Annotated in this window: 24 protein-coding genes; 14 read left to right on the top strand and 10 right to left on the bottom strand. The window is 62.4% G+C overall.

Going from position 1 to position 26,580, the window contains the following annotated elements:
- Positions 1–47 precede the first annotated feature (47 nt).
- The 3 genes from M1E05_RS14580 to M1E05_RS14570 are packed head-to-tail and all read right to left on the bottom strand — an operon-like array spanning position 48 to position 2,232.
- Positions 48–722: a TetR/AcrR family transcriptional regulator gene (locus M1E05_RS14580; protein ID WP_461163352.1), complete on the bottom strand. Its 675-nt coding sequence runs from the start codon at positions 720–722 to the stop codon at positions 48–50.
- Positions 719–1,462, bottom strand: coding sequence for an ABC transporter permease (locus M1E05_RS14575; protein ID WP_458114460.1), 744 nt, complete (start codon positions 1,460–1,462; stop codon positions 719–721). The genes M1E05_RS14580 and M1E05_RS14575 overlap by 4 nt, the downstream gene beginning before the upstream one ends.
- 11 nt (positions 1,463–1,473) lie before the next feature.
- Positions 1,474–2,232 carry an ABC transporter ATP-binding protein gene (locus M1E05_RS14570; protein ID WP_458113810.1) on the bottom strand — a complete coding sequence of 253 codons (759 nt, stop codon included), beginning with the start codon at positions 2,230–2,232 and terminating at the stop codon, positions 1,474–1,476.
- Between the two features lie 532 nt (positions 2,233–2,764).
- On the opposite strand from M1E05_RS14570, the gene M1E05_RS14565 reads away from it, so the two are divergent.
- From M1E05_RS14565 to M1E05_RS14555, 3 genes are read left to right on the top strand one after another with little or no spacing between them, the layout of a single operon-like run.
- Positions 2,765–4,579: a proline--tRNA ligase gene (locus tag M1E05_RS14565; protein ID WP_458113811.1), complete on the top strand. Its 1,815-nt coding sequence runs from the start codon at positions 2,765–2,767 to the stop codon at positions 4,577–4,579.
- 13 nt (positions 4,580–4,592) lie between these two features.
- Positions 4,593–5,387, top strand: coding sequence for a sulfite exporter TauE/SafE family protein (locus M1E05_RS14560; RefSeq protein ID WP_458114461.1), 795 nt, complete (start codon positions 4,593–4,595; stop codon positions 5,385–5,387).
- A 58-nt stretch (positions 5,388–5,445) separates the two neighbouring features.
- Positions 5,446–6,834, top strand: coding sequence for a pyridoxal phosphate-dependent decarboxylase family protein (locus M1E05_RS14555; RefSeq protein WP_458113812.1), 1,389 nt, complete (start codon positions 5,446–5,448; stop codon positions 6,832–6,834).
- Here the strand turns inward: M1E05_RS14555 and M1E05_RS14550 are convergent.
- From M1E05_RS14550 to M1E05_RS14540, 3 genes are read right to left on the bottom strand one after another with little or no spacing between them, the layout of a single operon-like run.
- Positions 6,831–7,907, bottom strand: coding sequence for an aminoglycoside phosphotransferase family protein (locus M1E05_RS14550; RefSeq protein ID WP_461163351.1), 1,077 nt, complete (start codon positions 7,905–7,907; stop codon positions 6,831–6,833). The genes M1E05_RS14555 and M1E05_RS14550 overlap by 4 nt on opposite strands.
- A gap of 40 nt (positions 7,908–7,947) precedes the next feature.
- Complete coding sequence (locus M1E05_RS14545; RefSeq protein ID WP_458113814.1) at positions 7,948–8,676, bottom strand: VIT1/CCC1 transporter family protein; 729 nt, start codon at positions 8,674–8,676, stop codon at positions 7,948–7,950.
- Positions 8,677–8,729: 53 nt separating this feature from the next.
- Positions 8,730–10,007 carry a ferritin-like domain-containing protein gene (locus tag M1E05_RS14540; RefSeq protein ID WP_461163350.1) on the bottom strand — a complete coding sequence of 426 codons (1,278 nt, stop codon included), beginning with the start codon at positions 10,005–10,007 and terminating at the stop codon, positions 8,730–8,732.
- Positions 10,008–10,094: 87 nt separating this feature from the next.
- Between M1E05_RS14540 and rimP the strand changes: the two genes are divergently transcribed.
- The 5 genes from rimP (at position 10,095) to rbfA (ending at position 15,986) form a co-directional block, all read left to right on the top strand.
- Complete coding sequence (rimP, locus tag M1E05_RS14535; RefSeq protein ID WP_461163349.1) at positions 10,095–10,712, top strand: ribosome maturation factor RimP; 618 nt, start codon at positions 10,095–10,097, stop codon at positions 10,710–10,712.
- On the top strand, positions 10,712–11,692 hold the full coding sequence (gene nusA, locus M1E05_RS14530; protein WP_458113817.1) for a transcription termination factor NusA: 981 nt from the start codon (positions 10,712–10,714) through the stop codon (positions 11,690–11,692). Before rimP ends, nusA begins: the two co-directional genes overlap by 1 nt.
- A gap of 241 nt (positions 11,693–11,933) precedes the next feature.
- Complete coding sequence (locus tag M1E05_RS14525; protein WP_458113818.1) at positions 11,934–12,275, top strand: YlxR family protein; 342 nt, start codon at positions 11,934–11,936, stop codon at positions 12,273–12,275.
- A gap of 152 nt (positions 12,276–12,427) precedes the next feature.
- On the top strand, positions 12,428–15,373 hold the full coding sequence (infB, locus tag M1E05_RS14520) for a translation initiation factor IF-2 (RefSeq protein WP_461163348.1): 2,946 nt from the start codon (positions 12,428–12,430) through the stop codon (positions 15,371–15,373).
- Positions 15,374–15,473: 100 nt separating this feature from the next.
- Positions 15,474–15,986, top strand: coding sequence for a 30S ribosome-binding factor RbfA (gene rbfA, locus M1E05_RS14515; RefSeq protein WP_247044072.1), 513 nt, complete (start codon positions 15,474–15,476; stop codon positions 15,984–15,986).
- Between the two features lie 109 nt (positions 15,987–16,095).
- Here the strand turns inward: rbfA and M1E05_RS14510 are convergent, their stop codons facing one another.
- Positions 16,096–17,211, bottom strand: coding sequence for a ScyD/ScyE family protein (locus tag M1E05_RS14510; RefSeq protein ID WP_458113820.1), 1,116 nt, complete (start codon positions 17,209–17,211; stop codon positions 16,096–16,098).
- A gap of 206 nt (positions 17,212–17,417) precedes the next feature.
- Between M1E05_RS14510 and M1E05_RS14505 the strand changes: the two genes are divergently transcribed.
- Together M1E05_RS14505 and trxA are read left to right on the top strand one after the other, a co-directional pair.
- Positions 17,418–17,903, top strand: coding sequence for a nucleoside deaminase (locus M1E05_RS14505; RefSeq protein WP_461163347.1), 486 nt, complete (start codon positions 17,418–17,420; stop codon positions 17,901–17,903).
- A 52-nt stretch (positions 17,904–17,955) separates the two neighbouring features.
- On the top strand, positions 17,956–18,393 hold the full coding sequence (gene trxA / locus M1E05_RS14500) for a thioredoxin (protein WP_458113822.1): 438 nt from the start codon (positions 17,956–17,958) through the stop codon (positions 18,391–18,393).
- 24 nt (positions 18,394–18,417) lie between these two features.
- Here the strand turns inward: trxA and M1E05_RS14495 are convergent, their stop codons facing one another.
- On the bottom strand, positions 18,418–19,572 hold the full coding sequence (locus M1E05_RS14495) for a pyridoxal phosphate-dependent aminotransferase (RefSeq protein ID WP_461163346.1): 1,155 nt from the start codon (positions 19,570–19,572) through the stop codon (positions 18,418–18,420).
- Positions 19,573–19,666: 94 nt separating this feature from the next.
- On the opposite strand from M1E05_RS14495, the gene truB reads away from it, so the two are divergent.
- The 3 genes from truB to M1E05_RS14480 all read left to right on the top strand — a co-directional run bounded on the left by truB (position 19,667) and on the right by M1E05_RS14480 (position 21,448).
- Positions 19,667–20,602: a tRNA pseudouridine(55) synthase TruB gene (gene truB / locus M1E05_RS14490; RefSeq protein WP_461163345.1), complete on the top strand. Its 936-nt coding sequence runs from the start codon at positions 19,667–19,669 to the stop codon at positions 20,600–20,602.
- A 2-nt stretch (positions 20,603–20,604) separates the two neighbouring features.
- The gene (locus M1E05_RS14485) at positions 20,605–20,958 is read left to right on the top strand and encodes a hypothetical protein (protein ID WP_458113825.1); all 354 of its coding nucleotides are present in this window, start codon (positions 20,605–20,607) and stop codon (positions 20,956–20,958) included.
- 70 nt (positions 20,959–21,028) lie between these two features.
- Complete coding sequence (locus M1E05_RS14480) at positions 21,029–21,448, top strand: hypothetical protein (RefSeq protein ID WP_461165255.1); 420 nt, start codon at positions 21,029–21,031, stop codon at positions 21,446–21,448.
- Between the two features lie 925 nt (positions 21,449–22,373).
- On the opposite strand, the gene ftsH is transcribed toward M1E05_RS14480, so the two are convergent.
- The gene (gene ftsH, locus M1E05_RS14475; RefSeq protein WP_461163344.1) at positions 22,374–24,395 is read right to left on the bottom strand and encodes an ATP-dependent zinc metalloprotease FtsH; all 2,022 of its coding nucleotides are present in this window, start codon (positions 24,393–24,395) and stop codon (positions 22,374–22,376) included.
- A 115-nt stretch (positions 24,396–24,510) separates the two neighbouring features.
- Here ftsH and M1E05_RS14470 point away from each other — a divergent pair, with 115 nt between their 5' ends.
- Positions 24,511–24,759 carry a hypothetical protein gene (locus M1E05_RS14470; protein ID WP_458110986.1) on the top strand — a complete coding sequence of 83 codons (249 nt, stop codon included), beginning with the start codon at positions 24,511–24,513 and terminating at the stop codon, positions 24,757–24,759.
- A gap of 203 nt (positions 24,760–24,962) precedes the next feature.
- On the opposite strand, the gene M1E05_RS14465 is transcribed toward M1E05_RS14470, so the two are convergent.
- Complete coding sequence (locus tag M1E05_RS14465; protein WP_461163343.1) at positions 24,963–26,255, bottom strand: hypothetical protein; 1,293 nt, start codon at positions 26,253–26,255, stop codon at positions 24,963–24,965.
- Positions 26,256–26,580: the final 325 nt, after the last annotated feature.

Genomic DNA, 26,580 nt, shown 5'->3' with positions numbered 1-26,580 from the left:
TTATCACCGTCACGTCTTCGGGCGGATCCGGCCAGGAAGAGGCCGTTTCACGGACGGGAGCCATGATGAACCAGGCTGCTGCCCTCCTGAAGTGACGCTTTGTTTGCCCGCCCGGCGTCCAGCTCACCCGTCAGGTAGTGCTGGACGTTGGGCGCAACGAGCCGGATGACCTCTTCTTCAGTTGCCGACGCCACGGGCTCCAGCCGGATCACGTAGCGCGTCAGCATCAGGCCCACCATTTGTGAGGCCACCAGGTTGCCGCGTAACCTCACTTCCTCAGCTGTGCCGGGGACCCCTGCCATGATCCTGGACAGAACGGTCCTCGTGACCAGCTCCCTCATCATGGCCGTCTTGGCCTTGGATCCGATGGTTCCGCGAAGAAAGGCAACCAGGCTGTGTTGGGCAGGACTCTCCCAGAGCCGAAGCACGGCCCCGACAATGGCCTCCGCCCGATGCTCAGGATCGAGGCCGTCCACTCCGGCCAGAACCTGGGCCGGGTCGGCCGGAAGTTCCACGCTCAGCGCAAAAAGTTCATCCTTGCCGTTGAAGAAATGGTGAACCATGGCCGGGTCCACTTCAGCCTCGCGGGCGATCTGCCGCAGGCTGGTGCCATCAAAACCACGTTCGGCAAAAAGCTTTCGTGCAGCTCCCAGAATCTGGTCTTTTGACGCGACGCCGCCCTTGCGCCGGCCCCTCCTGACCAAGGGAAGACCCCCGCTCATGGTGTCTGCCGGCGCAATGTCAGCGAGGCGAGGACCAGCACTCCGAGCACAATCGTGCCCATCACGCTGACGTCCTGCCACATCAGTTCCGTTGCCTCCGCGTTCTCCGCCACTTCCCGCAGCGCATCGACGGAGAATGTCAGCGGCAGGACGTTGGAGATTGCCTCGAGGACCTCGTTCATTCTGTCCCGGGCCACAAAGAGCCCGCACAACAGGATCTGCGGTACCACCACCACCGGCATGAACTGGACGGCCTGGAACTCCGTCCGGGCAAAGGCTGAGCAGAACAATCCAAGCGCGACTCCCAGGACCGCGTTGATGACGGCGATCATCACCACCCAGAGGGGACTGCCCTGGATATCGAGATTGAAAATCCAGTAAGCCACGGCAGTAGCAACCAGGGACTGGAGCGCGGCCATGATCGAGAAAGCCAGGCCGTAACCGAACAGAAGGTCCGCTTTGTGGATCGGTGTGGTGAGGAGGCGCTCGAGAGTCCCGGAGGTCCGCTCTCTGAGCATGGTGATGGACGTAACCAGGAACATCACCACGAATGGGAAGATGGCAAGCATCATGAGCCCTACCCGGTCGAACGTCCTTGGTAAGCCTGGCGGGAGGGTCTCGTTTTCATAGAGGAAGTACACAGCGGTCAGCAGCAGTGCAGGGACTACCAGGATGAGTGCGATGCTGCGGCGATCGTGTCGCAACTGGTCAAGAACCCGGCCTGTCGTCGCCAGCATCATGTGTGGATTCATCACGCCACCGTCGCTTCCGACTGCTGAATTACGTGAAGGAAGGCCTGTTCAAGGTCAGCACTTCTGCCTTGACGGCTTAGTTCCTCGGGAGTGAGCCAGGCCAGGAGCCCGCCGCCGCGCAACAGGAGCAGGGACGAGCAGTGGCTGGCTTCCTCCATGACATGGCTGGAGATCAGGAGGGTGGTGCCGGCCTCAGCCATGCCGCGGAACCGTTGCCAGAGATCTGCCCGCAACACTGGATCCAGTCCTACCGTAGGTTCATCCAGTACCAGGAGCTTGGGCTCCGACACCAAAGCGCATGCCAGGGATGCCCTGCTGAGCTCTCCGCCGGAAAGGTCAGCCGCCTTCTGGTGCGCCAAGGCACCGAGGTCGACTGCGTCAATCGCCCGCCGGGCATCCTCGCGTTTCCTGCTGTGCATGGCTCCGAAGTACCGCACGTTCGCTTCCACGCTGAGATCCATGTAGATGCTGGGTGCCTGCGTGACGTATCCGACGTCGTGCCTGAGGCTTGGATGTCCCGCCGGCCTGCCCAGAACCCGCACCGAGCCTGAGGTGATTTTCTGTACTCCGACGATAGCCCGCATGAGCGTTGTCTTGCCGCTTCCAGAGGGCCCCAGAAGGCCTGTGATTTGGCCGGCTGGAATTGAAAAGCTGATGTTCCGGAGGATGTCCTTCCCGTTTCGGGTGACATTTAGCTTCTCGACTTCCACGCCGCGTTCACGGCCATCTGACGGCGGCTCGGCTGCTGCCTGGGACATTTTTCCTCCCGGAAGTACTTCCGTCTGGTGATTAATTCATCACCTGATGAATAAAAGCTAGACCTGACGGGCGTCGTCGTCAACGGTCATTTGCGTTAAGAACTCTTGAAATGGTGGCGGGGATCACATAAGTTTCTACGTAGCCGCGCTGATGGGGCGCGTCGGTCTCTCAGGAAGGAATTCCCAAACATGGCACTTTGCGTTGACCTTGCCACGGCAGTGGATAGGAAGTTAGGGGACACGTCCTAAGGCAACAGCCAGCATTCGGACTGGCTGCCAGGCTGGAGAACGGATGCCATTAAAAGCAGTACCAAGCAGGAACACGCACAGAATTAGTTGGCCTTTCAGGCCGCAGAGCCACGCCACAACAGGATGACCAGCCAAGCTGGCCAGGGGCTTCCTTCAGTTAGGGCGTGGCTCTTCTGTGTCCGGGCAGGTCAAGAGCACAGCCTGCGCATAGCTTAGGCGCCTCCAACCGGTAGATTGGTATCCAGACATTTTTGCCAGTTCCCCCAGAAACGGATACCGACCAGTGGTCCTTCGCCTCTCCAAACTTTTCCTGCGCACGTTGCGTGAAGATCCCGTCGACGCAGAGGTGGCCAGCCACCGGCTACTGGTTCGGGCCGGGTACATCCGCCGCGCCGCTCCGGGTATCTACACCTGGCTGCCGCTGGGCCTGAACGTACTGCGCAGGGTTGAGCAGGTTATTCGTGAGGAAATGGCCGCCATTGGTGCCCAGGAAGTGCACTTCCCGGCGCTCCTGCCCAAGGAGCCCTACGAGGTCACCAATCGCTGGACCGAATACGGCGATGGGATTTTCCGGCTCAAGGACCGCAAGGGCGCGGACTATCTGCTTGCCCCTACTCACGAGGAAATGTTTACTCTGCTGGTCAAGGACCTTTATTCGTCCTACAAAGATCTGCCGCTGAGCATCTACCAGATCCAGAACAAGTACCGGGACGAAGCCCGTCCCCGCGCGGGCCTGCTGCGCGGCCGCGAATTCATCATGAAGGACTCGTACTCCTTCGACGTAGACGACGCCGGACTGGACGCCAGCTACGCCGCGCATCGGGGTGCCTATCTCCGGATTTTCGAGCGGCTGGGCCTGGAGGTTATTCCCGTCGCCGCCACCGCGGGTGCGATGGGCGGTTCCAAGAGTGAAGAGTTCCTGCACCCCACGGAGATCGGCGAGGACACGTTCGTGCGGTCAGCGGGGGGATACGCCGCGAACGTAGAGGCCGTCACCACGGTGGTTCCGGATGACATCGACTTCAGCGCTGCTCCCGCGGCGGAGGTCCTGGACACCCCGGGCACTCCCACCATCGATACGCTGGTGGAAGCATCCAACCAGCTGGTACCCCGCAGCGAGGCCGACGGCGGCGCCTGGACCGGTGCGGATACCCTCAAGAATGTTGTGTTGGCAGTCACCCTGCCAACAGGGGAGCGCCAGATCGTTGTCATCGGGCTGCCGGGCGACCGGGGAGTGGACCTGAAGCGCGTCGAAGCGAACATCGGCCGGTTCCTGCCGGTTGCCGGCGAGATTGGCCTTGAAGCGGCCAACGAGGACGACCTGAAGAAGAACCCGCTGATCGTGAAGGGCTACCTTGGCCCTGGCCTGTCCTTGGACGAACCTTTCCTGGGGTTGGAGGGCGCTGCCAAGCTGCTCTACCTCGTCGATCCCCGTGTGGTCAGCGGTACCACCTGGGTCACCGGCGCAAATGAAGCAGGCAAGCACGTTTACGGACTCGTGGCCGGCCGCGACTTTGGCTGGGACGGCGTCATCGAATGCACCGAGGTACGCGCGGGTGACGAGGCTCCCGACGGCTCCGGCCCGCTGGAGACGGCCCGTGGCATCGAGATGGGCCACATCTTCCAGCTCGGGCGGAAGTACGCAGAAGCCCTTGAGCTGAAGGTTCTGGACCAGAATGGCAAGCAAGTGGTGGTCACCATGGGCTCCTACGGTGTGGGCGTGACCCGCGCGGTGGCCGCCCTGGCCGAGTCCAACCATGATGACAAGGGACTCGTCTGGCCGCGGGCCGTTGCCCCGGCCGATGTCCACGTTGTTGCAGTAGGCCGCGGTGAGGAAATTTTCGACACTGCTGAAAAGATAGCGCTCGAACTTGAGGCCGCCGGATTGGAAGTCATTTACGACGACCGCCCGAAGGTTTCTCCCGGCGTAAAGTTCGGCGATGCCGAGCTCGTGGGCGTCCCCACCATCCTCGCCGTCGGCCGCGGTCTGGTGGACGGCGTCGTCGAGATCAAGGACCGCAGAACCGGGGAGGCCGAGAACGTGACGGTGGACAAGGCCGTTGACTACGTGGTCAACGCCGTCCGCAACAGCCGCTAGCACCTTGGACGGCGTGGTCTCGGGCTTCGAGTCGATTCAGCTTGCAACAATCATCCTGCTGGTCGTGGCGGGATTTGCCGCGGGCTGGGTGGACGCCGTTGTCGGAGGCGGGGGACTCCTCCAGTTGCCGGCGCTCTTGCTGGTGCCTGGGATCACTCCTGTCCAGGCGTTGGCGACCAACAAAATGGGCTCTATCTTCGGGACCACCACCAGCTCCGTTACGTTCTACCGCCGCGTCCGGCCGGATTTATGGACGGCCATCCCCATGGCCGTCATCGCTTTGGCCGGCAGCTTCGGGGGAGCCGTGCTGGCCGCCACGCTCCCGGCCAGCGTCTTTAAGCCAATCATTGTGGCGGCACTGATCGCCGTCGCACTTTTTACGGCCTTCAAGCCCGACGTCGGCAACCTCACCCTGCTGCGCCATGACGGTCGCACGCACTACGTTGTGGCCTGCCTGATCGGGGCTGTCATCGGCTTCTATGACGGGCTGATTGGCCCGGGGACCGGTTCCTTCCTGGTCATTGCCCTGGTATCCGCTATGGGCTATGCCTTCCTCGAAGCCAGCGCGAAGGCGAAGATCGTCAACATGGCTACCAACGCCGGGGCGCTCATCTTCTTCCTGCCGCACGGCTCACTGCTGTGGGGCATAGGACTGCTGCTGGGTGTGGCAAACATGGCCGGCGGATATCTGGGAGCCCGAACAGCCGTCAAGCAAGGGAGCCGCTTCATCCGGATCGTTTTCCTGACCGTGGTGGGCGCGCTTATTATCAAGCTCGGCTACGACGTCTGGCACGACACCTTCGCTTAGGCAGGATCCTTCCCCAATCGCCCTCCCGTACGCAAAAGGGCAGGCGTAGCATGCTCCTATGTCAGCAGGTTCAGAACCATACAGGGATGCGTTGGAGGCGGCCTCAAGGCATGCCACGGAGTGGCTGGCCAGCCTGCCGGGGCGCCATGTCGGGCCAAAGAAAACCGCTGGGGAGCTGCTGGAAGTCTTTGGCGGACCGCTCCAGCACGAAGGCATGGCGGCCGCTGACGTTGTGGAGTATCTCGCCACTCATGCCGAACCCGGACTGATGGCCATGCCGTCCGGACGCTTCTTCGGCTGGGTCATTGGCGGAACGCTCCCCGCTGCCCTGGCCGCTGACTGGATGGTCAGTGCATGGGACCAGAACACATGTATGAGCTATGCGACCCCTGCGGCGGCGGCCATCGAGGAAGCGGCCGGGAACTGGCTTCTTGACCTCTTGGGCCTTCCGCCGGAGTCCGACGTCGGATTCGTCACAGGAGCTACTATGGCGAACTTCACTTCGCTGGCGGCCGCCCGCTGGCGGCTTTTGACGAACGCCGGCTGGGACGTGGAGGCCGATGGCCTCGCCGGTGGGCCCCGGATCCGCTGTGTAGTGGGCCAAGAGCGGCATGCCAGCGTCGACCTGGCCTTGCGGTTTGTGGGTTTGGGGACGCCGGTAGTTGTTCCCTCTGACCGGCAGGGCCGGATTATTCCGGCGGAACTTGACCGGGCTCTCGCTGAGGGAACCGGCCCTTTGCTCGTGTGCCTGCAGGCTGGAAATCTGCATTCCGGAGCTTTTGATCCGTTCAGTGAAGCGATCAGTGTTGCGAGGAAACACGACGCCTGGGTCCATGTGGACGGCGCCTTCGGTCTCTGGGCCGCTGCGGTGCCGGAACTCGCTGCGCTGACTGAAGGCCTGGCCCTGGCCGATTCCTGGGCAACAGATGCGCACAAGAGCCTGAATGTCCCCTACGACTGCGGGATTGCCGTGGTGAAAGACGCAATGGCACTGCGTACGGCCATGGGAGTCAGCACCAGCTACCTGATCCAGGACGTGGATGGTTCCGCCGATCCTTTCGACAAGGTACCCGAGCTCTCGCGCCGGGCCAGGGGTGTTCCAGTGTGGGCGGCCCTGAAGTCCTTGGGAAAGGAGGGCGTGGTTGCCCAGGTCAGGGGCCTGACCGATCGCGCAGCCCAGCTTGCGGAAAGGCTGTCCGCCGTGGGCGGTATAGAGGTGCTGAACGATGTTGACTACACGCAGGTGTCGCTGGCGTTCGGGGACGATGCCACCACGCGTGCTGTCACTGCCCGGATTATTGCCGACGGCCACGTGTGGATGTCCGGATCCCGCTGGCAGGGTAAGGACATCCTCCGGATCTCGGTCAGTAACTGGAGCACCAGCGACGAGGACGTCAACGTAGCAGTTGAGGCAATCGAAAGCGCAGTAGCGGCAGTCCGCTCCTAGCTATCCTGCCCCAGCATTCCAGCGGTCCACCCGGATGGCCCGGCTGACCAGTCGTGGGCTGCACCGGGCTCCGGCAGCTCATGGGCTTTGGGGAGCCCGGAAAGCGTGCGGCCCGCCATTGTGCTGGCGACCCACAGCGAGCGGGCCAGGTCTCCCTCATGACGCAGCCGGGCAGCATAGTGCAAGGCATTGTCCACTTCCCGGGCCACGGCCCACAGGGCAGCGGCGTCCGCGTCCAGCCCAGCTGCCTCACTGAAATCCCTGCACCTCTCCACGAGGCCCCGCTCCGGGTCGCGGGTGGAAAGGTCACCCAGCCGGTTCCAGAGCAATGGCGCCACCGCGAACTCGGCTTCACCGATCATGGGCTGGGGGTCTATTGCCGCGTAGTCGCCTGGTCCCGCCAGTGCCGGGGCGTCCGGGCGGGCCAGGATGTTCAGGAAATGGAAGTCGGTATTGACCAGCACGTCCCTGCCCGAGCGTCGGCCCACAGCGCCCCGTGTTTGGCATACTTCCAAGGCAGCTTCCAGCAGCCATCGTGGAAAGGGCCGGCCCAATTGTTCCCATTCCGCGGCAAGGTCGTCGCTCCAGCGCTCGGCCAGTGCAGCCACATGTTCGAATTCGGCCCATTCTGCGTTGCCGCTGGGGACCAGGCTGAGCTGGCGGACGAGGCCACCCCACACCTCCACGGCAGTATCCATGGGCGCTCCCTGCAACGAGCGGACGGGGTCGAGTCGCTCCAGCAGCATAGAGCACGTTCCGGCGTCGGAATCCAGCAACCGGACTGCACCCCGGCCGTTCCACAAGGCCAGGGCGTGCCGCTCGACGCGGGCTTCGTCGTGCGGATAAGCCACCTTGAGGACCGCTGGAACGCCGGAATTCATCACCGGGATAACAATGGCTCCATGCCCGTTCCACGGCACTGCGCCCTCCGGGAGGTCAAGCTCGAGGTTCCAGTGGACCAGCCGGCCGTGGATCAGCCCGGGAAGCGACGCAAGCCAAGCGCGCCCGGAGCTGGTGGTGCTGTACCTCCGGGTGAGGTCTACGGGTACGGGTACTTCTGCTGACCGGATCATCAGCACCAGCGTAGTCCAGGACCCGGGCCGCGGCCGGGATTCAGACCACGCCGCTGGCTCCCAGCAGGTTGCCGATCGTGAAGGTGGCGGCCAGGGCGAGGGCACCTCCGATGACCACCCGGATGGCGGCACGGCCCTTGGAGCCGCCCCCAATCCATGCCCCCAGAGCTCCCGTGGCCGCCAGTGCAACCAGCACAGCAACAAAGGTAACGGGGACACGGATGTCCTGGGGTGGCAACAGAATGGCAAGCAACGGAAGGATGGCTCCGATGACGAACGCGGATGCCGAAGCGAACGCAGCGTGCCAGGGGCTTACGATGTCGTCCTCGTCAATGTGTAGCTCCGCTGAGAGGTGGGCGGACAGCGCGTCATGCCTTGTCAGTTCCTCGGCAACAGTCCGGGCAGTCTCAACGCTGAGGCCTTTCTGCTGGTAGATGGCCGTGAGTTCGGCAAGCTCCTCCACAGGCTGCTCCTCGAGCTCCCGGCGTTCCTTCTCGATGAGGGACTTCTGGCTGTCGCTTTGGCTGCTGACGGAGACGTACTCGCCCAGGGCCATGGAAATGGCACCCCCGACCAGCCCGGCCGCACCAGCTGCCAGAATGGGTCCCGATGCGGCCGTTGCGCCGGCGACGCCCACCACAATGGCGGCTACCGAAACGATTCCATCGTTGGCGCCCAGGACTCCTGCGCGTAGCCAGTTCAGCCGCTGCGAGAGGTCATTGCCGTGGGGCTCGTTGTCGTGGAGGCTGCCGGGCAGCGGATCATCCATGTGAACAGCAAACCACTGGGACGGGAAGCTTTCCAGTAACCAGGGTCAGATGGTCAGGACTGCTCCGCTGCTGTCTCATCATCGGCTGCTGCCCCGTCATTGCGCAGTCCATCATCGGCTGCTGCCTCATCGGGTAACGTTGGCAGTTGATCAACGTTAAATAGCACGCCAGGCACGGCGCCCGGATCCGCGCCCCACTGCACCGACCTTCGTGCAGCTTCCCAGAGGCCGGCTATCGCCCAGCGGCGTGCCGGTCCTTCGCCCAGGGCCACAAGGTCGGCATAGACGGGCAGGGTTTCCGCTTCGAGGCTCCCCAGCCCGGCGGCGGGAGCCTGCAGAAATTCCGGCTTCAGGGAGTAGCCGGGTTCCTGATGGGGGGTGTCTACGCAGTGCAGACGGCTCAGCTCCTGGGCCTCCTGCAACAGTTGTTCGTGCCGCTCCATCAGCGACGACGCCGATTGCGTATTGGATTTCTCCAGACGGGTCAGCGCCACCTGATAGCCATAAATCGTCTCAGCTTCGGTTTTGACAGTTATGGACAGGGCGGCTGCGAGGAGAGAGCCGCCCTGCTGTCCGAGTCCAGTCTGTCCCGGCTCCCCGGACTGGGCAGAGGGAGAATCTGCTGTTTGGGGTGCCGGAGGTCCTGTCGAGGGAGCCGCTGATGGCCCTGCAGCTGATGAGGAGGCCAGGCAGTTAGGCGTTCCGCCCTTCAGCTGATTCGCGTCTTCCGGCGTCAAGCCTGCAACTGTGACTTCGGGCGCCGGGACGCCCACTGCGCCCGCGAATGCCGACGCTTCAAGCAGTTGGGCAGTACCCACCGCTGCCAGCAGCCTGGCCATCCCGCCGTCGGCCGCTCCTGCGTCACTGGTCCTTTGAAGGCCGCTGGCGGACAAACCGGCCACCAGTTCGCCCGCAGAGGGGGTTGCAACGGTGGCCGACGGCGACGGCGACGTGGCTGAGGGTGCCGTTTCTGAGGGCGGTACGTTGGCCGAGGCAGAAGGATCCGGAGTTGCTGTCGCCGGAGGGAGCAGGGCCTTCGCCTGCGTTGTCAGCAATGTCACAACCCGGGTAAACGCAGCCTGCTGAGCCTCCGGCGCTGCCTCAGCGAGGAGTTGGGCGGAGCTTCGCAGACTGAGCGAAGTTTCCAGGGCCGAGGCGCGGGCCTGCTCTGAAAAGGCCGGTTCAGGCGGTTCTGGAGCGGGCCGCGGCGTCATGGCAACGCCGAGGCTTATAACCAGTCCGGCAACACAGGCAAGGAGAAGGTAACGGAAATACGTGAGCGGCCGTCGCTTTTCCCGGGTGTCGTCTTTCACAACAGACCATGTTGTCATGCCGGTGGGCAACCGCGTGCACCAAGGCCGCTGGAAAATCGTTACGCTAGTAGTCACAACATCATCTAGCGGAAGGCGGCCGGCATCGTGAGTAATGCAGAAGCCACGACTTCATCAGACCGTACCGGGACAGGAACGGCCGGGCCCGCCGCTGCGCATCAACGCGAAGCTCAGCGGCTCCGCGCGCTCCTGGAACCCACAGTTCAGGCGCATAGGCTTTATCTGGAGGATGTTGACATCAACATCGCGGGCTCCAACAGGGTGGTCCACGTAGTGGTGGATTTGCCGCAGGAAGAAACCGGCGGGGTCAGCCTTGACGTCATTGCCGAGATTTCCAAGGAACTTTCCAATGTGCTGGACGAGGACCCCCAGGACGACAACCGTCCTTACGACCTTGAGGTTTCCTCTCCAGGTGTAGGGCGTCCTCTGACGGAGGCGCGCCATTGGTACCGTGCGCGCGGTCGGCTGGTCAAGGTCAAGGTCATCCAGGGCGATGACGTCACGGGACGGATTGTGTCCGTAGACGACGACGGTGTGACGCTGGTACCGGAACTCGCCGTCAAAAAGGGGATGAAGCCGAAGCAGGGCGAACCCGTCAAGATTCCTTTCGACAGGATCCGTCAAGGAAAAGTCGAGATAGAGTTCAGCCACCTCGAAGAGGCTGGTCTGGAAAATGAGTACAACGGACCTTCTGAGGAGGCCTAATGGATATTGACATGAGCGCACTGAGACTCCTGGAGCGTGAGCGTGAAATCCCGCTGGATCTCCTGATTCCCACCATCGAGCAAGCGCTGCTGGTGGCCTATCACAAGTCGCCCGGCGCCTTCGAGAAGGCCCGGGCCGAACTGGACCGCAAGAGCGGTCACGTCACCATCTGGGCGACTGAGATCGACGACGACGGTGCTCCCATCGGCGAGTTCGAGGACACTCCGGCGGGCTTTGGCCGGATCGCGGCCAGCACTGCACGGCAGATCATCCTGCAGCGCCTGCGCGACGTTGAAGACGACAACGTGCTGGGTGAATTCAAGGGACGCGAAGGCGAACTTGTTGCCGGCCTCATCCAGCAGGGAAACAACCCGCACATGATCCAGGTCAACCTCGGCACGGTGGAAGCGTTGCTTCCGCCGCCCGAGCAGGTCCCCGGGGAAAAGTACATCCACGGCAACAGGCTCCGTGCCTTTGTCATCGACGTGCACCGTGGAACCAAAGGCCCGTCCATCACCCTGTCGCGATCCCACCCCGGGCTCGTTCGGAAGCTGTTCGAGCTGGAGGTCCCCGAGATCGCTGACCGGTCAGTCGAGATCGTGGCCTTGGCACGCGAAGCCGGACACCGCACCAAGATTGCGGTGAAGGCCAACATTCCCGGGATCAACGCCAAGGGTGCCTGCATCGGTGAAATGGGCTCGCGGGTTCGAGCGGTCATGACCGAGCTCAATGACGAGAAAATCGACATTGTGGACTACAGCGAGGACCCCGCAACTTTCATCGCAAGTGCATTGTCGCCGTCGCGCGTGAACTCCGTCACCATTACCGATGAAGCCACGCGCTCTGCCCGCGTGGTGGTTCCGGACTACCAGCTGTCCCTGGCGATCGGCAAGGAAGGCCAGAACGCACGTCTCGCGGCCAAGCTCACCGGATGGCGGATAGACATCGTCTCCGACGCCGCCGTCGACCGGAACAAGTAAACAACTGGAACAATTACTTCCAGTGAGGGGCCGGGGGCTGTACTTGCCGCCGGCCCTGTTCCGTATTTACCGTCCACTTCCCGGCCGCGGTTTCAAGACAATGGCCCGAGTGGGGCTAGAATAGACAAGACCGCGCCTATCGGCCGGTGTTCGTGTGCCTGCAGTAAGTCGCCGGCTGCCTAATGGGTGGCGACGGATGATCGGAGGCAGCAGTTATGTACTGGCAGGAAGATATTCGAGAGTGGCAGAAACGCAACGCTTGAAGGATCAGCCCCAGCGAACCTGCATCGGATGCCGAAAGAAGGGGTTGCGGTCAGAGTTACTCCGGCTCGTCGCCGAAGGCAGTGGATCTTCCGCTGTCATCGTGGATGAACGACGCCGGATGGCTGGCCGGGGTGCATGGCTGCATCCCAGCGAAAAGTGTCTGGCCCTGGCGATCAAGCGGCGGGCTTTCGGACGTGCTCTTAACGGGGCAACCGGAACCGCCGAAGTCGAACGCCGGATAACGGCAGGCACGAAAGCCGTGGACACCCCGGTGGCCGCAGCAACAACCGTCCAACCTGAAAGCGGGTCAGAAAACTGATGGAAACCCGATGAGTTCCCAGCGATGAGTGCGCAACGATGACAACTTTGTTGCGCTCTGCAATGGGCCTTCCAGCTGTATGTGCGGCGGAGGCCCGCAGTAAGAAGTAGACGGTTCGTGCCTGGCTCGGTGCGGACCGAGACAGGAGAAATGTGGCCAAGGTCCGCGTACATGAGCTTGCTAAAGAGCTCGGTATTACTTCCAAAGATGCAGTAACCAAACTGCAGGAACTGGGCGAATTCGTTCGCTCCGCCTCTTCCACCATTGAGGCACCCGTTGTGAGGAAACTCCGCAACGCTTTCCCCGGCGCCGCCGCTTCCTCAACCGAAGCCGCCGCCCCATCGAAGGCTGATGCCAGCCCGGCAACTGCACGCCAGGCGCCTGCGCCTGGTCCTGCTGCCCCCAAGGCACCGGCACCTGCTGCTCCGGCACCGGCCGCCAAGGCAGAAGCACCCGCTCCTGCTGCGGCCGCGCCTGCTGCTCCGGCTCCGGCGTCGTCAGCTCCGGTGGCCCCAGCAGCCTCTGCAGCTCCGGCTGCACCAGCCGCGCCTTCCACGGGCGCCAAGCCCGGTGCGCGTCCGGCTCCCAAGGCTGAAGCTCCGGCAGCGCCGGCGGCTCCCTCCCGCCAGGGTGGTTCAGCCCCTCGTCCGGGCGGTCCCCGTCCGGGCAACAACCCGTTTGCGACGTCCCAGGGTATGCCCCGGGGCCGCGGCGGCGACAATGAACGTCCCCCGCGTCCGGGCAACAACCCGTTCGCAACCTCACAGGGCATGCCGCGTCCCGGTGGCAGCCGCACTGAAGGCGACCGTCCCGGCCACGCCGGCCAGCGTCCTGCCGCAGGTGCAGGCGGTCCCCGTCCGGGTGCTCCCCGTACAGGTGGCGCCGGCGGAGCCGGTGCGCGTCCCGGTGCTCCACGCACGGGTGGCGCTCCGGGCACTGGTGGTCCTCGTCCCGCAGGCGCCGGTGGAAACCGGCCCACGCCGGGCATGATGCCTAACCGCACCGAGCGTCCCGCACCTGCTGGTGCCGGTGGACGTCCCGGCGGCGGCGCCCGTGGTCCGGGCCGTCCAGGCGGCGCACCGGGTACCGGCGGTGCTCCGGGTGCCGGTGGCGGAGCTCCCGCTGGCGGAGGCTTCGGTAAGGGTGGCCGCGGTCGCGGTGGCACCCAGGGTGCCTTCGGTAAGGGCGGAGCAGGCCGCGGCAAGCAGCGCAAGTCGAAGCGTGCCAAGCGTCAGGAACTGGAGCAGATGAGTGCTCCGTCGCTGGGTGGCGTGAGCGTACCCCGCGGCGACGGCAACACAGTCGTAAGGCTGCGCCGTGGATCCTCCATCACGGACTTTGCCGACAAGATCGAGGCGAACCCCGCCGCGTTGGTTACCGTGCTCTTCCACCTCGGCGAGATGGCAACTGCAACACAGTCGCTTGACGAGGAAACCTTCGCCCTCCTGGGTGAAGAGCTGGGCTACAAGCTGCAGGTTGTTTCGCCGGAGGACGAGGAGCGCGAGCTGCTCAGCACCTTTGACATCGACTTCGATGCAGAGCTTGAAGCAGAAGGCGACGAAGACCTTGAGGCACGTCCTCCTGTTGTAACCGTCATGGGCCACGTCGACCACGGTAAAACCCGCCTGCTCGATGCCATCCGCAAGTCCGACGTCATGGCGGGCGAGCACGGCGGCATCACGCAGCACATTGGTGCTTACCAGGTCACGCACACCCATGAGGGTGAAGACCGCAAGATCACCTTCATCGATACTCCGGGCCACGAGGCGTTCACCGCCATGCGTGCCCGTGGTGCGAAGGTCACCGACATCGCCATCCTGGTGGTAGCAGCGGACGACGGCGTTATGCCCCAGACCGTTGAAGCCCTCAACCACGCACAGGCGGCCAATGTGCCGATCGTTGTGGCTGTGAACAAGATCGACAAGGAAGGCGCCAACCCGGAGAAGGTCCGCGGCCAGCTGACCGAGTACGGACTGGTTCCCGAAGAATACGGTGGCGACACCATGTTCGTTGAGGTTTCTGCCCGTCAGAACCTGAACATCGACGAGCTGCTCGAGGCCGTGCTGCTGACCGCGGACGCTGCCTTGGACATGCGCGCCAATCCGAACAAGGACGCCCGCGGTATCGCGATCGAAGCCAACCTCGACAAGGGCCGCGGTTCAGTGGCAACTGTCCTGGTCCAGTCCGGTAGCCTGCGCGTCGGCGACACGATTGTTGCCGGTACGGCCCATGGCCGTGTCCGTGCAATGTTCGACGACGACGGTTCTGCACTGACTGAGGCTGGCCCGTCCCGTCCGGTCCAGGTGCTGGGTCTGTCCAACGTGCCGCGAGCCGGTGACACCTTCTTCGTGACAGCTGACGAGCGTACCGCCCGCCAGATCGCAGAGAAGCGTGAAGCTGCCGACCGCAACGCCGCCCTGGCCAAGCGCCGCAAGCGCATCAGCCTGGAAGACTTCGACCAGGCCGTCGCCGAAGGCAAGATCGACACCCTCAACCTCATCCTCAAGGGTGACGTTTCCGGTGCCGTGGAAGCCCTTGAAGACGCGCTGCTCAAGATCGACGTCGGCGAGGGTGTCCAGCTCCGCGTTATCCACCGCGGTGTTGGCGCGATCACGCAGAACGACGTCAACCTGGCGACGGTGGACAGCGCCGTCATCATCGGCTTCAACGTCAAGCCTGCCGAGCGTGTTGCCGAACTGGCAGACCGCGAAGGCGTGGACATGCGTTTCTACTCCGTCATCTACGCAGCAATTGATGACATCGAGATGGCCCTCAAGGGCATGCTCAAGCCGGAGTACGAAGAGGTCCAGCTTGGCACTGCTGAGGTCCGCGAAGTGTTCCGTTCCTCCAAGTTCGGCAACATTGCCGGTTCCATCGTTCGCTCGGGTGTTATCCGACGCAACACGAAGGCCCGCATCAGCCGCGACGGCAAGGTCATCGGCGACAACCTCACGGTTGAGACGCTCAAGCGATTCAAGGATGACGCCACCGAGGTCCGCACGGACTTCGAGTGTGGTATCGGGCTTGGTTCGTTCAACGACATCAACGAGGGCGACATCATCGAGACCTTCGAGATGCGCGAGAAGCCGCGCGTCTAAGGTTCTTTGCTGAGAAATCAGCGCAGTAACCCGGGTCGGGGCCGTTGGATTATTCCGGCGGCCCCTCCCTTTCTAATTTTTCTATTTCCAGGAGGAAGTCATGGCTGATCCGGCACGCGCTGCCAAGTTGGCGCAGCGGATTAAGGTGGTTGTTGCCGAGGCGTTGGGCCGGAAGGTCAAGGATCCCCGGCTTGAGGGCATCACTGTCACTGACGCCCGCGTCACCAACGATCTGCAGCACGCCACCATCTACTACACCGTCCTCGGTGACCAGGTGGTACAGGCGGACGCTGCAAAGGGTCTCGACAAAGCCAAGGGCGTCCTGCGGCAGGAGGTCGGCCGCAACATCACTGTCCGGCTGACGCCCACCCTCGAGTTCGTGGCAGATCAGATCCCTGTCGTGGCATCCAACCTTGAGGAGCTGCTCCGGGCAGCCAAGAAGCGCGATGCCGAGGTTGCTGCGCTGGCTCAGAACGCCAAGCATGCCGGCGATGCCGATCCTTACAAAACAGATGCTCCGCAGGATGATGTGGACATCGATGAGGACGACTTCGACGACGAGGACATCGAGTTCAGCGGCGACAACGAGATCGACGAAGACAACAGCAAGTAGAAGTCTTCTTCAAGACTGTGGCCGGATCCAGACGGATCCGGCCACAGTCAGTTAAACGTGCTGCTCAACTGGATTTGTTGCTCAACCAGTGTGCTGCTCAAGGCACGGTTCAATGGTCTCCTTGCCAAAGGGTGACTATCTGACCTGCCGGTGGTGCGGTGGGTTCCCCGGGCAACGCGTTCACCGTGGCGTAGATGGTGTCGCCCCGAATATCCACATCGGCCGTGAGCATGGCGGTCAGCACCACCCGCTCTTTGCCGGAATGCGCGGAGAACTTCAAAACGCCCTCCCCGAAGAGGGATGCCACGTAGATGTTTCCGTTGTCATCCATGTCGATTCCGGTCGGAGACATGATCTCGTCGGCAAATACCTTCACGTGCCCCTTGTCCGGATTGACCTTGAACACCGCTCCCCGGGAGCCGAGCGCCGGGTCTTCCGGTCCTCCTGGCAGGGAGGTTACATACAGCCAGCCGTCCGGACCGAGCTCCACATCCGTGGGCACCGCTTCGAACCAGTACGTGTGGCCAACAGCGCATGCCGGGAGGCCCGAAGCGGCTGCTGCTTCCTCAGTCACAAGGAAAGGCCGAGGCGGAAGGACGGCAACGGTTTTCGTCTCTCCGGTATGAACATCTACTGAGACAACGCTGTTGGCTCCTGCATCAGCGACATAAATGGTGCTGCCGTAGATGTCGATGCCGTAAGGATGGGAGTCGATTTCGCCTGTGTACGATGCCCGCGCATGCTCCGGCAACAAGGCTGCACAATCCGCCGGCAGGTTTTCGAATCCGTAGGTGATCCCGCCGTCGGCGTTCTCCGTCGTCTCCAGGGCTGCCAGATCCCCGAAGGTCCGCTGCGTACCGTCAGGGTTCAGGGCACGGATGTGTCCCGCAAGGGGAAGACCATCAAAGCCTCCCGCGCCCTGGCTTTCTGCAACATAGATGGTGTCCCCGCCGAGGTCGCTGCCGGCAACGCTCCAGCCCGGGTTGTCGTGGAGCACTGTGCGTTGGCCATTCTTGTCAATTTGAATCAGCTGTCCCAAGAACTGCTCCGTCACAAGGACGGAGCCCCCTGGACCGTCGCCGATGTGCAAAGGACTGAACAGGCCGTCGGCCCAGACTGTCGGTGCGGCAGGCGCTTCATCTTCGGAGGCGTGGGTGGCTGGTGCAGCGATAAGGAGTGCAGCCGCGGTGGTGAGAACCGCAGCGAAGGGTAGTTGTTTTCTCATTTTGTCTCCAATGTCGGGGTGCGAGCATCCAGTACATTGAGACCCTTGTTTTGACCCGTCGACAACGGCGTCTCCCCCAAACGCGAGTAGTTTAGTACCGCACTTCGGGAGATGTCGATGCCTGCGGAAAAGGGTGGTGTGGGGCCTCGGTAAATGCATGGCACGGAAGCCCGGGAAAATCGCCGCCGTCTGGCTATGATCAGAAGATGAGCGGCTCAGGGAATGGTTCAGGTTCCACAGATTATCTGGACATGGCGATTCGCCTTGCGATCCAGAACGTTGCTGAAGGCGGCGGACCATTCGGTGCCTTGGTGGTCACTCCGGACGGTCGGCGGTTCGAAGGGGTCAACCGCGTCACTCGGGACAAAGATCCCACGGCCCATGCCGAGGTAGTAGCCATCAGGAACGCGGCCACCGGTACCGGACACTTTGACCTTAGCGGCTCGGTGCTGTACACCAGCTGCGAGCCTTGCCCGCTGTGCCTCGCCTCGGCTCTCTGGGCCAGGATGGACAGCGTCTACTTTGCCGCGGACCGCCATGGTGCTGCAGCCGCCGGATTTGATGACGCGGTGTTCTATGAATACTTCGCCGGAAGCCGTCCGGAACTGTTGCCGGTCCGGCAAGCAGCCATCCCGACGTCGAACCGTCCTTTCGAGGCCTGGCACGCCCACCGCAACCGCATTGACTATTGAAGGCTCAGTTGACGAGCCTTACAGGGCAACCGGCGCGAGACACGAGACGTAGATGGCTTCTCAACTGATCAAATGCCTGCACTGCGGCAAGACCAACAGGGTTCCTGGTGCAGCCTCGGGCAGGCCCCGCTGTGCCAATTGCAAGCAGGATCTGCCTTGGGTAGCGGTGGCAGGTGACGAAGATTTTGCCTCGGTGGCTGAAGCATCGAGCGTTCCGGCGCTCATTGATTTTTGGGCCGAGTGGTGCGGGCCCTGCAGGATGGTGAGCCCTGTCCTGGATCAGCTCGCGCAGGAGAAGGCAGGCGCGATCAAACTCGTCAAGGTGGATGTGGATCGGGCACCTGGCCTGTCAGCGCGGTTCGCGATCCAGTCCATACCCACCCTAATGGTGATCATCAAGGGCACAGTGGTGGCACGGCAAGTCGGCGCTGCGCCCGCCCCAGCACTCCGGGCCTGGTTGGACAAGGCGCTGTCAGGCGCGCGTAGGTAGTGTCAGCTTCGCGTGGGTAGCGGGTCAGACCCGGGCGGGTAGTCGGGAGACGCCGTCCATCAGGTCCTGGGGCTGACCGCACAGGGAGATCCGGATCCAGCCCTCTCCGATGGAGCCGAAGGCAGTTCCCGGGGCAAAAGAAACACCTTCCTCAGCGAGGAAGCCATGTACCCAGGCCCTGACGTCTCCGCCACTGACATGGGATACGTCCGCCCACAAGTAGAAGGCGCCCTGTGCATCCAGGAAGGGAATGCCCTTTGCCGCCAAAACTGTTGAGGCGGCGTCGCGGTTGGCGCGATAGTGATTGCGGGCTTCAGCCACATAATCCTGGGGTCCGGTCAGGGCGGCAACTGCAGCATACTGTGACGGCGAAGCCACGCAGGACACGATGCTCTCCATCACGTTGTTCATACGCTTCTCCAGCCCTGGAGGGCACACCAGCGCACCGATCCGCAGACCAGTGAGACCGTAAGTCTTTGACAGCGTCAGGGAGGTGAACACCCGCGCTTCTCCAGGCTCCGTGCCATCAAAAACTGCCGGACTCACGTGGGGAACATCGAACGTGAAGGCTTCATAACACTCGTCGGAAATGATCCACAGGTCATGAACCCTGGCCAGCTCCACAAGCTGCTTCATCAGCTCACCGGGAATGACGGCGCCCAGCGGGTTCGAGGGTGAATTGAGCATCAGAACCTTTGTCCTGGGGGAGATCAGGGATTCAATGTCACTAATGCGTGGCTGGAAGTGCTGGTAGGGATAGAGGGGGTACCGGACAGGCACCGCGTGCAAAAGGCTGCTGGTCATTACGAAGGTGGGATAGCCGGGGTTGGGGATCAGGATCTCATCACCTGGACCCAGCAGCAGGCTCATGGCCAGATGCAGTCCTTGCTGTGCCCCTTCCACCACGTACACGCGGTCGCCGGTGATCTCCGTCCCGGTCTGCTGCCGGAACCGGGCGGCGAACGCTTCGCGGAGTACGGGAAGGCCGGCGTTCGGTGTGTAGTTCGTCTCGTCGCGGTCCAGGCACGCCATCCCGGCCTCCAGGACATGGCGGGGAACTGCAAAGCCGGGTTCGCCGATGCTGAGAACCAGCGAGCCGGGAGTACGCCACGCCGCCTCTGTGATCTCACGGATCTGGTTGACGGGAACGTCGCGGACATGCGCGGCAAGCTCTGGCATGAGAGCCATCCTAACGCGGTGCCTGCGGCTTTCCCTGCTGCCCCGATCTGCCCGGGCGTCAGGAGGCGGCAGCCGCAAAGATATACTGGGAGGCGTGCTTTCTGGACTGGTAATAGTGGATAAGCCGCAAGGCTGGACCAGCCACGATGTGGTTGGACGGATGCGGCGGCTCGCCGGTACCCGGAAAGTGGGTCATGCAGGGACCTTGGATCCCATGGCCACGGGCGTGCTGGTGGTCGGAATCAACAAGGCGACGCGGCTCCTGACGTACATCGTCGGAACGTCCAAGACCTATACGGCTACCATCCGGCTCGGCGAATCTACGGTGACTGACGACGCTGAAGGCGAAGTCACTGCGACCCACACCGCAGTGGACGTGTCCGAGGCAGCCATCCGGGCCGGCGTCGTCGCCCTTACCGGAGAACTTGAGCAGGTTCCCAGCAGTGTCAGCGCCATCAAGGTCAATGGGGAGCGGGCCTACGCCCGTGTCCGGTCCGGTGAAGAGGTCACGTTGAAGGCCCGTCCCGTAACCATCCATCGCTTCGATGTGCACAGCATCAGGCCAGTCGACGACGGCAGGGTAGTGGACGTCGACGTCACCGTTGAATGCTCTTCAGGTACCTACATCCGGGCTCTGGCACGCGACCTTGGAAATGCTCTTGGTGTTGGCGGGCACCTGACTGCGCTGCGCAGGACGCACGTGGGTCCTTACTCTCTGGAGCAAGCCAGGACCCTTGAGCAACTGGCAGAGGAACTCGAAGTATTGGAAATCTCCGAGGCGGCCCGCGCCCTGCTGCCTAACCGGCAGCTGAGCGAGGCTGAAACCACTGAGATTTCGTTCGGACGACGGGTACTCGCCGGGCCTGCGGCGGGGACACCAGGTGCAGCCACTGTGGAGAAGCCCGCCGCCGCCTTCGCTCCCGACGGAACGCTCGTTGCCTTGCTGGCCGATGCTGGAAGCTTTGCCAAGCCTGTGCTTGTCTTCGCGCCAGGGAACGGGCTTCCCTACGCCGACGGCAGGGACAAGTAGCTGTGGATGCCTACTTCTACATCATCCTGGTGGTCGGCCTCCTGTCCACGATTATCTGCGTTACGGCCGGCATCCTAAGGAAAGGGCCAAACGACGTCACTATCCTGTCCGTTGCGGCAGTTGAACTCGCGCTCCTCGTCTACCTCATCGGCTCAATCATCAGGGTCACGTCGGGGGAGCCTATTGCAGGTGAGGCATGGGAGTTCTGGGGCTATCTGCTCACAGCGCTCATGCTCCCGGTCGGGGCAATCTACTGGTCCATCCTTGAACGCACCCGCTGGAGCAACTTTGTCCTGGCAGCGGTGGGAGTCACGGCCTTGGTGATGGCCGCCCGAATGAATCAGATCTGGTACTGACGTGAAGGAACCCCAAAACGTGGCAGCACAATCCTCTGGATCTCCAGGCGCAGTGACGGGTACCGGCAAGATGGCGGGCAATACGCGCAATACCGGCCCTGGTCGCCTGCTTATTGCCGTCTATGCGGTCTTCGCCATATCGGCCACGGCCCGCGCCGGCTACCAGATCCTCACGAAGTTTTCCGAAGCTCCACTGGCATACCTGCTGTCAGCTTTTGCCGCCGTCGTGTATGTCATTGCTACCGTCTCGTTGGCCAAACCAGGGCGGACCTGGTTCAAGGTCTCTGTTGCTGCCGTCCTCGTGGAACTTGTCGGCGTCCTGGTGGTCGGCGCACTGAGCGTGTTTGATGCCGTCCAGTTCCCCCACGAAACCGTGTGGTCGCTTTTCGGACGGGGTTACGCCTTCATTCCCTTGGTTCTGCCTATTCTGGGGCTGGCCTGGCTTTACCGCCGGCGGCCTTCGGCTCCGGTTCCGACACCTTCGACCTAAACCTCTTCACGGGACCGGCCAGCCCGTCCCGCCCGCAGCGAAGTCTCGTCGTAATGCCCGAATTAGGGATGTGTTCGCGATCTTGAACTCAGCATCTACTTAGTCGTTTTTGCCTGCTCGCCCTGCCCATGGGTGATATATGTCGCGAGTCCTATTGAGACCATGAGGAGGGCAGAGACCGCGGTCTCAGATCCGATGGATAATCCCGCGGTCATGACGATGGTGCTGATAAACAGGATCACGAAGAGCCACATCGCTGTCCTCATCTCACTGCTTTCTAACAGTCCCTGTCGGGCTTCTTTTATCTCTCAGCCGTTTCTAGTTGTCTTCCTAGCTTGCTCTCTCTTCCAGAGAAGTAAAGGGAGACTGCACAGCTCTCAGACCCCTCTCAGGCAACTCCCCGGGCCGGGCCCCACTTGCAGTTCCTTGGGCGTGAGTAAGTCAGTTGGCTCCGCCAGGGGCAAGCCAGTCCATGGGCCTCGGTCCTGGCGCTGGAAAAGCGGGTGGGGCAGCAAGGTCGGCCGCAACGGCGGCAGAGACAGCTCTTGCTCGAACTCTAGACGGCACAAGGATTCGGATCCGAGGGGTGTCCCCGAAACGGATTCTTGCCCTTTTGATTGGGGCCCTCAAGCCTCCTGCGCTGGAGGGACGAGAAACAGAAATAGAAGCATTCGACCGCCTGGTTGTCAGGACCAAACGCCAGGCCGTTGAGCGAGGGATGCTCCTGTCCGGACTTTGGGGGGTCGGAAACACCGTTCTGTTAAGAACTTCGCCGGCAGGCAGGCAGAGTGCCGTGTAAACGACTTCGGAAAATTAGGTCTAGATTCGCGCGGCGAGTGTCCCATCAAAGGCGTCCCGGTTTCAAGGAAGTGGGACAGACACTGTCTGGTCGTGTAGGCGAGCATGGCTGGTCGTGGTCACTTTGTCAGGTTCGGTGTTGAGGCGATGTGTCAAGTGCTGTGGTCGTCCGGGCGGACTGGTTTAGGCTTTGGTCTTCTTCTTTTCCGATGTGGCTCTCGGCGCGGTGGAGGCCGGCGGCTTCGTAGATTTCGTGTTCGTCGAGGGTTTCTTTCTCGAGGACCCGTTGGGCGAGGGAGTCCAGGCGCCACCGGTTTTCCTGTAGGAGTGTGAGGGCGCGTTGGTGGCATTGTTCCACCAGGGTGTGTACTTCTTCGGCTACGGTGTCGAGCATGCTTTCGGATACGCCCGCGTTGCGGGGGTCTCCTTCTTCGGGGAGGACCTGGACAGGGCCAATTCTCTTGGACATGCCCCAGCGTCCGACCATCATTCGGGCCAGGTGGGTGCTGGTCTGCAGGTCGCTTTCTGCACCTGTGGTGATCACCCCGAAGACGAGGTCTTCGGCGGCCATTCCGCCCAGTGCGCCAACGATCCTGCCTCGAAGATAGTTTTCGTCGTACCCGTACCGGTCGGTGTCCGGGGTGGACAGGGTGACGCCGAGAGCACGGCCGCGGGGAATGATGGAGATTTTGCGGACTGGGTCGGCGCCGGGCTCGAGCATTCCCAGGAGGGCGTGCCCGGATTCGTGGTAGGCGGTGCGTCTGCGTTCGTCGTCGGGCATAACGACGTTCCTGGCGGTACCGAGCTGGATTTTCTCGAGGGCGTCGAGCAGGTCGCGCTGGGTGACGGCGGGGTGCGCACGTTTCACGGCGAGCAGTGCAGCCTCGTTGACGAGGTTGGCCAGCTCTGCGCCTGTCATGCCGGGGGTGATGCGGCTGACCTTGTCAAGGTCTGCGTCGGGGGCAAGCCGCACGTTTTCTGAGTGGACGCGCAGGATTTGCAGGCGGCCGGCCTGGTCTGGAGCGTGCACGGTGATTGAGCGGTCAAACCTTCCGGGCCGGAGCAGGGCAGGGTCCAAGACATCGGGCCGGTTTGTTGCTGCCAGGACAACTATTCCTTCGGATGAGGAGAACCCGTCCATCTCAGTGAGTATCTGGTTCAGTGTTTGTTCCCGTTCATCGTGTCCGCCGACTGTTAGGGAACCGCTCCTTTTGCGGCCGATCGCGTCGATTTCGTCGATGAAGATGATGGAAGGGGCTGCCGTGCGGGCTGCCTGGAAGAGTTCCCGGACGCGGCTGGCACCGACGCCCACCACCATTTCAACGAACTCGGAAGAACTGGCGTGGAAGAACGGGACGCGGGCTTCGCCTGCAGTGGCACGGGCGAGCAGGGTTTTGCCGGTCCCGGGCGGGCCGCTGAGGAGGACGCCTTTGGGTGCTTTGGCTCCGATGGCCTGGTACTTTTGAGGGTCTTTGAGGAAATCAACAACTTCTGAGATTTCGGCCTCCACCTCATCGATTCCGGCAACGTCCTTGAAGGTGACCCGGACCTTTTCAGGGTCCACGGGCTGGAACTTTTTCCCTGCCCCGAAGCCGCCCATGCCGAGCATGCCTGACTGCTTTTTGAATAGCCACAGGTAAAACAGGACTAACAGCGCGATGGGGGCGACGGAGATGAGCAGGTTGGTCAGAACGCCACGTTCATTCACGAGCGGGGTTGCGCGGACGGTGACGTCGTTTTGTTCAAGTTCGCTCAGGAGGTTGTCATCAGCGAAGAGCGGACGTTCGGTGGTGAATTGGACGTAGCTGCTCCCGTCGCTGCCGGGCAGAGGTTTCTCGGTGCGGAGGGTGCCGTCTATGGTCTGGCCCTTGGCGAAGATTTCCGCGACGTTGTTGTCCCGGACCTGTGCTTTGAACTCGGTGTAGGGTACGGACTGCGGCTGGCTCTGCTGGTCCTGGAGTGACAGGGCAGAGAACACGGCGATATACAGGGCAACAATGATGAGCGTGCGCCACCACCGGCCTCTTTTCCCTGGCTCGGGCGAGGTGGGCAGGCCTTCTGTCCGCCACGGCACCTTTGGCCACGACCGGCGGGGCGGGGTTCCTGCATCCTCGCGTGGGCTGTCCTGGCGTGCGGTTGCATCGCTCATGATCCACCTCCGGAATCTATTACGTTCCCGTGTTCACGTTTTAGCTACTCGATGCCGTGCCGTCAACCCGTCCAGCGAGGCTTGGCTGCGGGCCAGCCGTCCCACATCCGAGAAAATGAGACAGCTCCGGCGGCAAGTGCAGAAGCCGGGGACTGTTCTGGCGGCCGATGATGTTCATGCGGCGATGGCAAAGGTCAACGAGGTTGCCGATGGTGTCGAGTACCCGATGTTGATCGATATAGCGAACACCCAAGCGGTGACCCGTGAGGCCAAGTCCGTTTCCAGCGTTCGGTGCGCCGCTTCGCGAATTGCTTCTCCAGACGACCCTTCCGTGACCCGCACCCTGGCTTTTGCGATGCCCTAATCTACACCTGCACTCATTTACAGCGAGGGCCGGTAAATAGCTGCATGACGTCCTCCCATCACGTAAGAGGCCGTGGAAGGACAAGCGATGAAAAGATGGCAGATGCCCATCATCACTCTGCTTTTTGTTGCTGCATTCTGATTCTCAATCTCAACAGGCTTTTAGGAAACACCGCAGTCCCTTGACCAGGTCTCCAGGTCTATCTATCTTCCGTTCGGTCCGTCGAACATCTTTTTGGCGCCGTGATCTGGTTTGCTCAGTGGTCTGCCGCCCCGGTATTCGTAGGTGGAATCACCAGGCCGAAGGGCTATGTTGTGAACCTTTTCGGGGCTGGGCGGTGCCTGCCACACCAGAAGCAGGTGTTCCTCAGTCGACTCCCGGGAAATGGTGTCGAATTCGGACAACCGGCCGCGCGCCATACAGCGGACCCTGTACCAGCCGGGGCCGGCGGTACTCAGTTCCGGCAGCGATGGAGTCTGGTCGAACCCATCCACAGCCAACTGCCCTGTAGGGGAATGAACCGAGACGTCAACGGCCTCCTCCCAGCCGCCGAGGGCAAACTCTGGTTCGGAGTTCAGCAACGACACCCCGACGGTGATGTAACCGGTATCGGTGCCTGTCCGGATGACCGCCCCGGCATCCAGAGGGCACACGAGACCGTTGCAGTCTTTCAGCTGCTGCGGGGAGGGAATCGTTGGAATCCTGTCGTCAACCAGACGGTAGCCGCGATAGCTGATGTCTACCCTGTCTGTGGTCACTGTCATCCGGGCCGCGCCTACGTTAATCGATGATGGAGACAAAGAACGGGCCGCCGGCCGGGATCGGCTGATGCTGGTAGGTGATCGCCGAGAAGTGCTTTTGAAGGCATGCCACGCTCGTTCACCAGCCTCAGCGCTGATAACGTGCACTGGCGGCGGGGAATCTTGGGTTATCAGTTGTGGTCCTGCGTGGGCCGTGGCGGTGGGCGGTCCCTGGCCCTGCCACATTTTGATGAAACCGGGCAGGCTTTTGCCTCGCTCGGATTTGGAGGACAGGACGGACACCGGTGATGGAGGCTCCTTCCAGAACTGGACCAGGTGCCGCTCGACGGGTGATTCCACGACCAAGTCAAAGGCTGTGTCCCGGCCGGTGGCGTGAAGCCGGGCACGGTAGCTGCCCCTTGCATTGCCCGTGATGATGCCGATGTCCTTCATCTCCGAGCCTGTGGGCTCACTGAAGAAGGCTCGGCCCTCGGGGAGCATCAGGGACACCTCGTGGATGTCTTCCCATCCTGACGCGATGACCTCCGGCCTCGCATCGAGGATCTCCACCGTCAAGTCAATGGGCCCTGAATGCACTCCGGTGGAAACCAACGGAACCCTCAACGGAGCCTCCTGCCGCTCGCCCCGCACCGACGCCTGCAGGGCAGCTACACGGTCTGCCGGCGGAAAGGGCGCCACGACGAAATCCACGACATGGCCCGATGCCCTGATAACGAAAGCTGCCGATTCAATCACAGGCCCTGCCTCTCACGCAATACAGCTACGGAAGGCGTTCGCCTCGAGTACCCGCATTGGAACATAGAGAAGGTGTGGAGTACATAGCCAAGCCCTGAACGCCTCCGGCCCTAAGGGATCTTAATGTGAGGGTGGTCCTGGCAGGGTCGTTTTGTCCGTGATTTCCCCCTTGCCCGGAGGCAATGACGAATTCACCCACGACTTGTTTCCCGTGGAGTCGTAGACAGGGACGGGCAGCAGGCTTGCAGGTGGCGGCTGACGCGTCGGTTGCCACCGGCATTTGCAGGTAATCTAAAAGTGTTCCGGGCCCAGAGCGGCCCGGTGC

This window comes from Arthrobacter sp. R4-81 (assembly GCF_054792365.1).
Note: the sequence above shows the minus strand (reverse complement) of the source record. Positions and strands in the feature narration are given on the sequence as shown.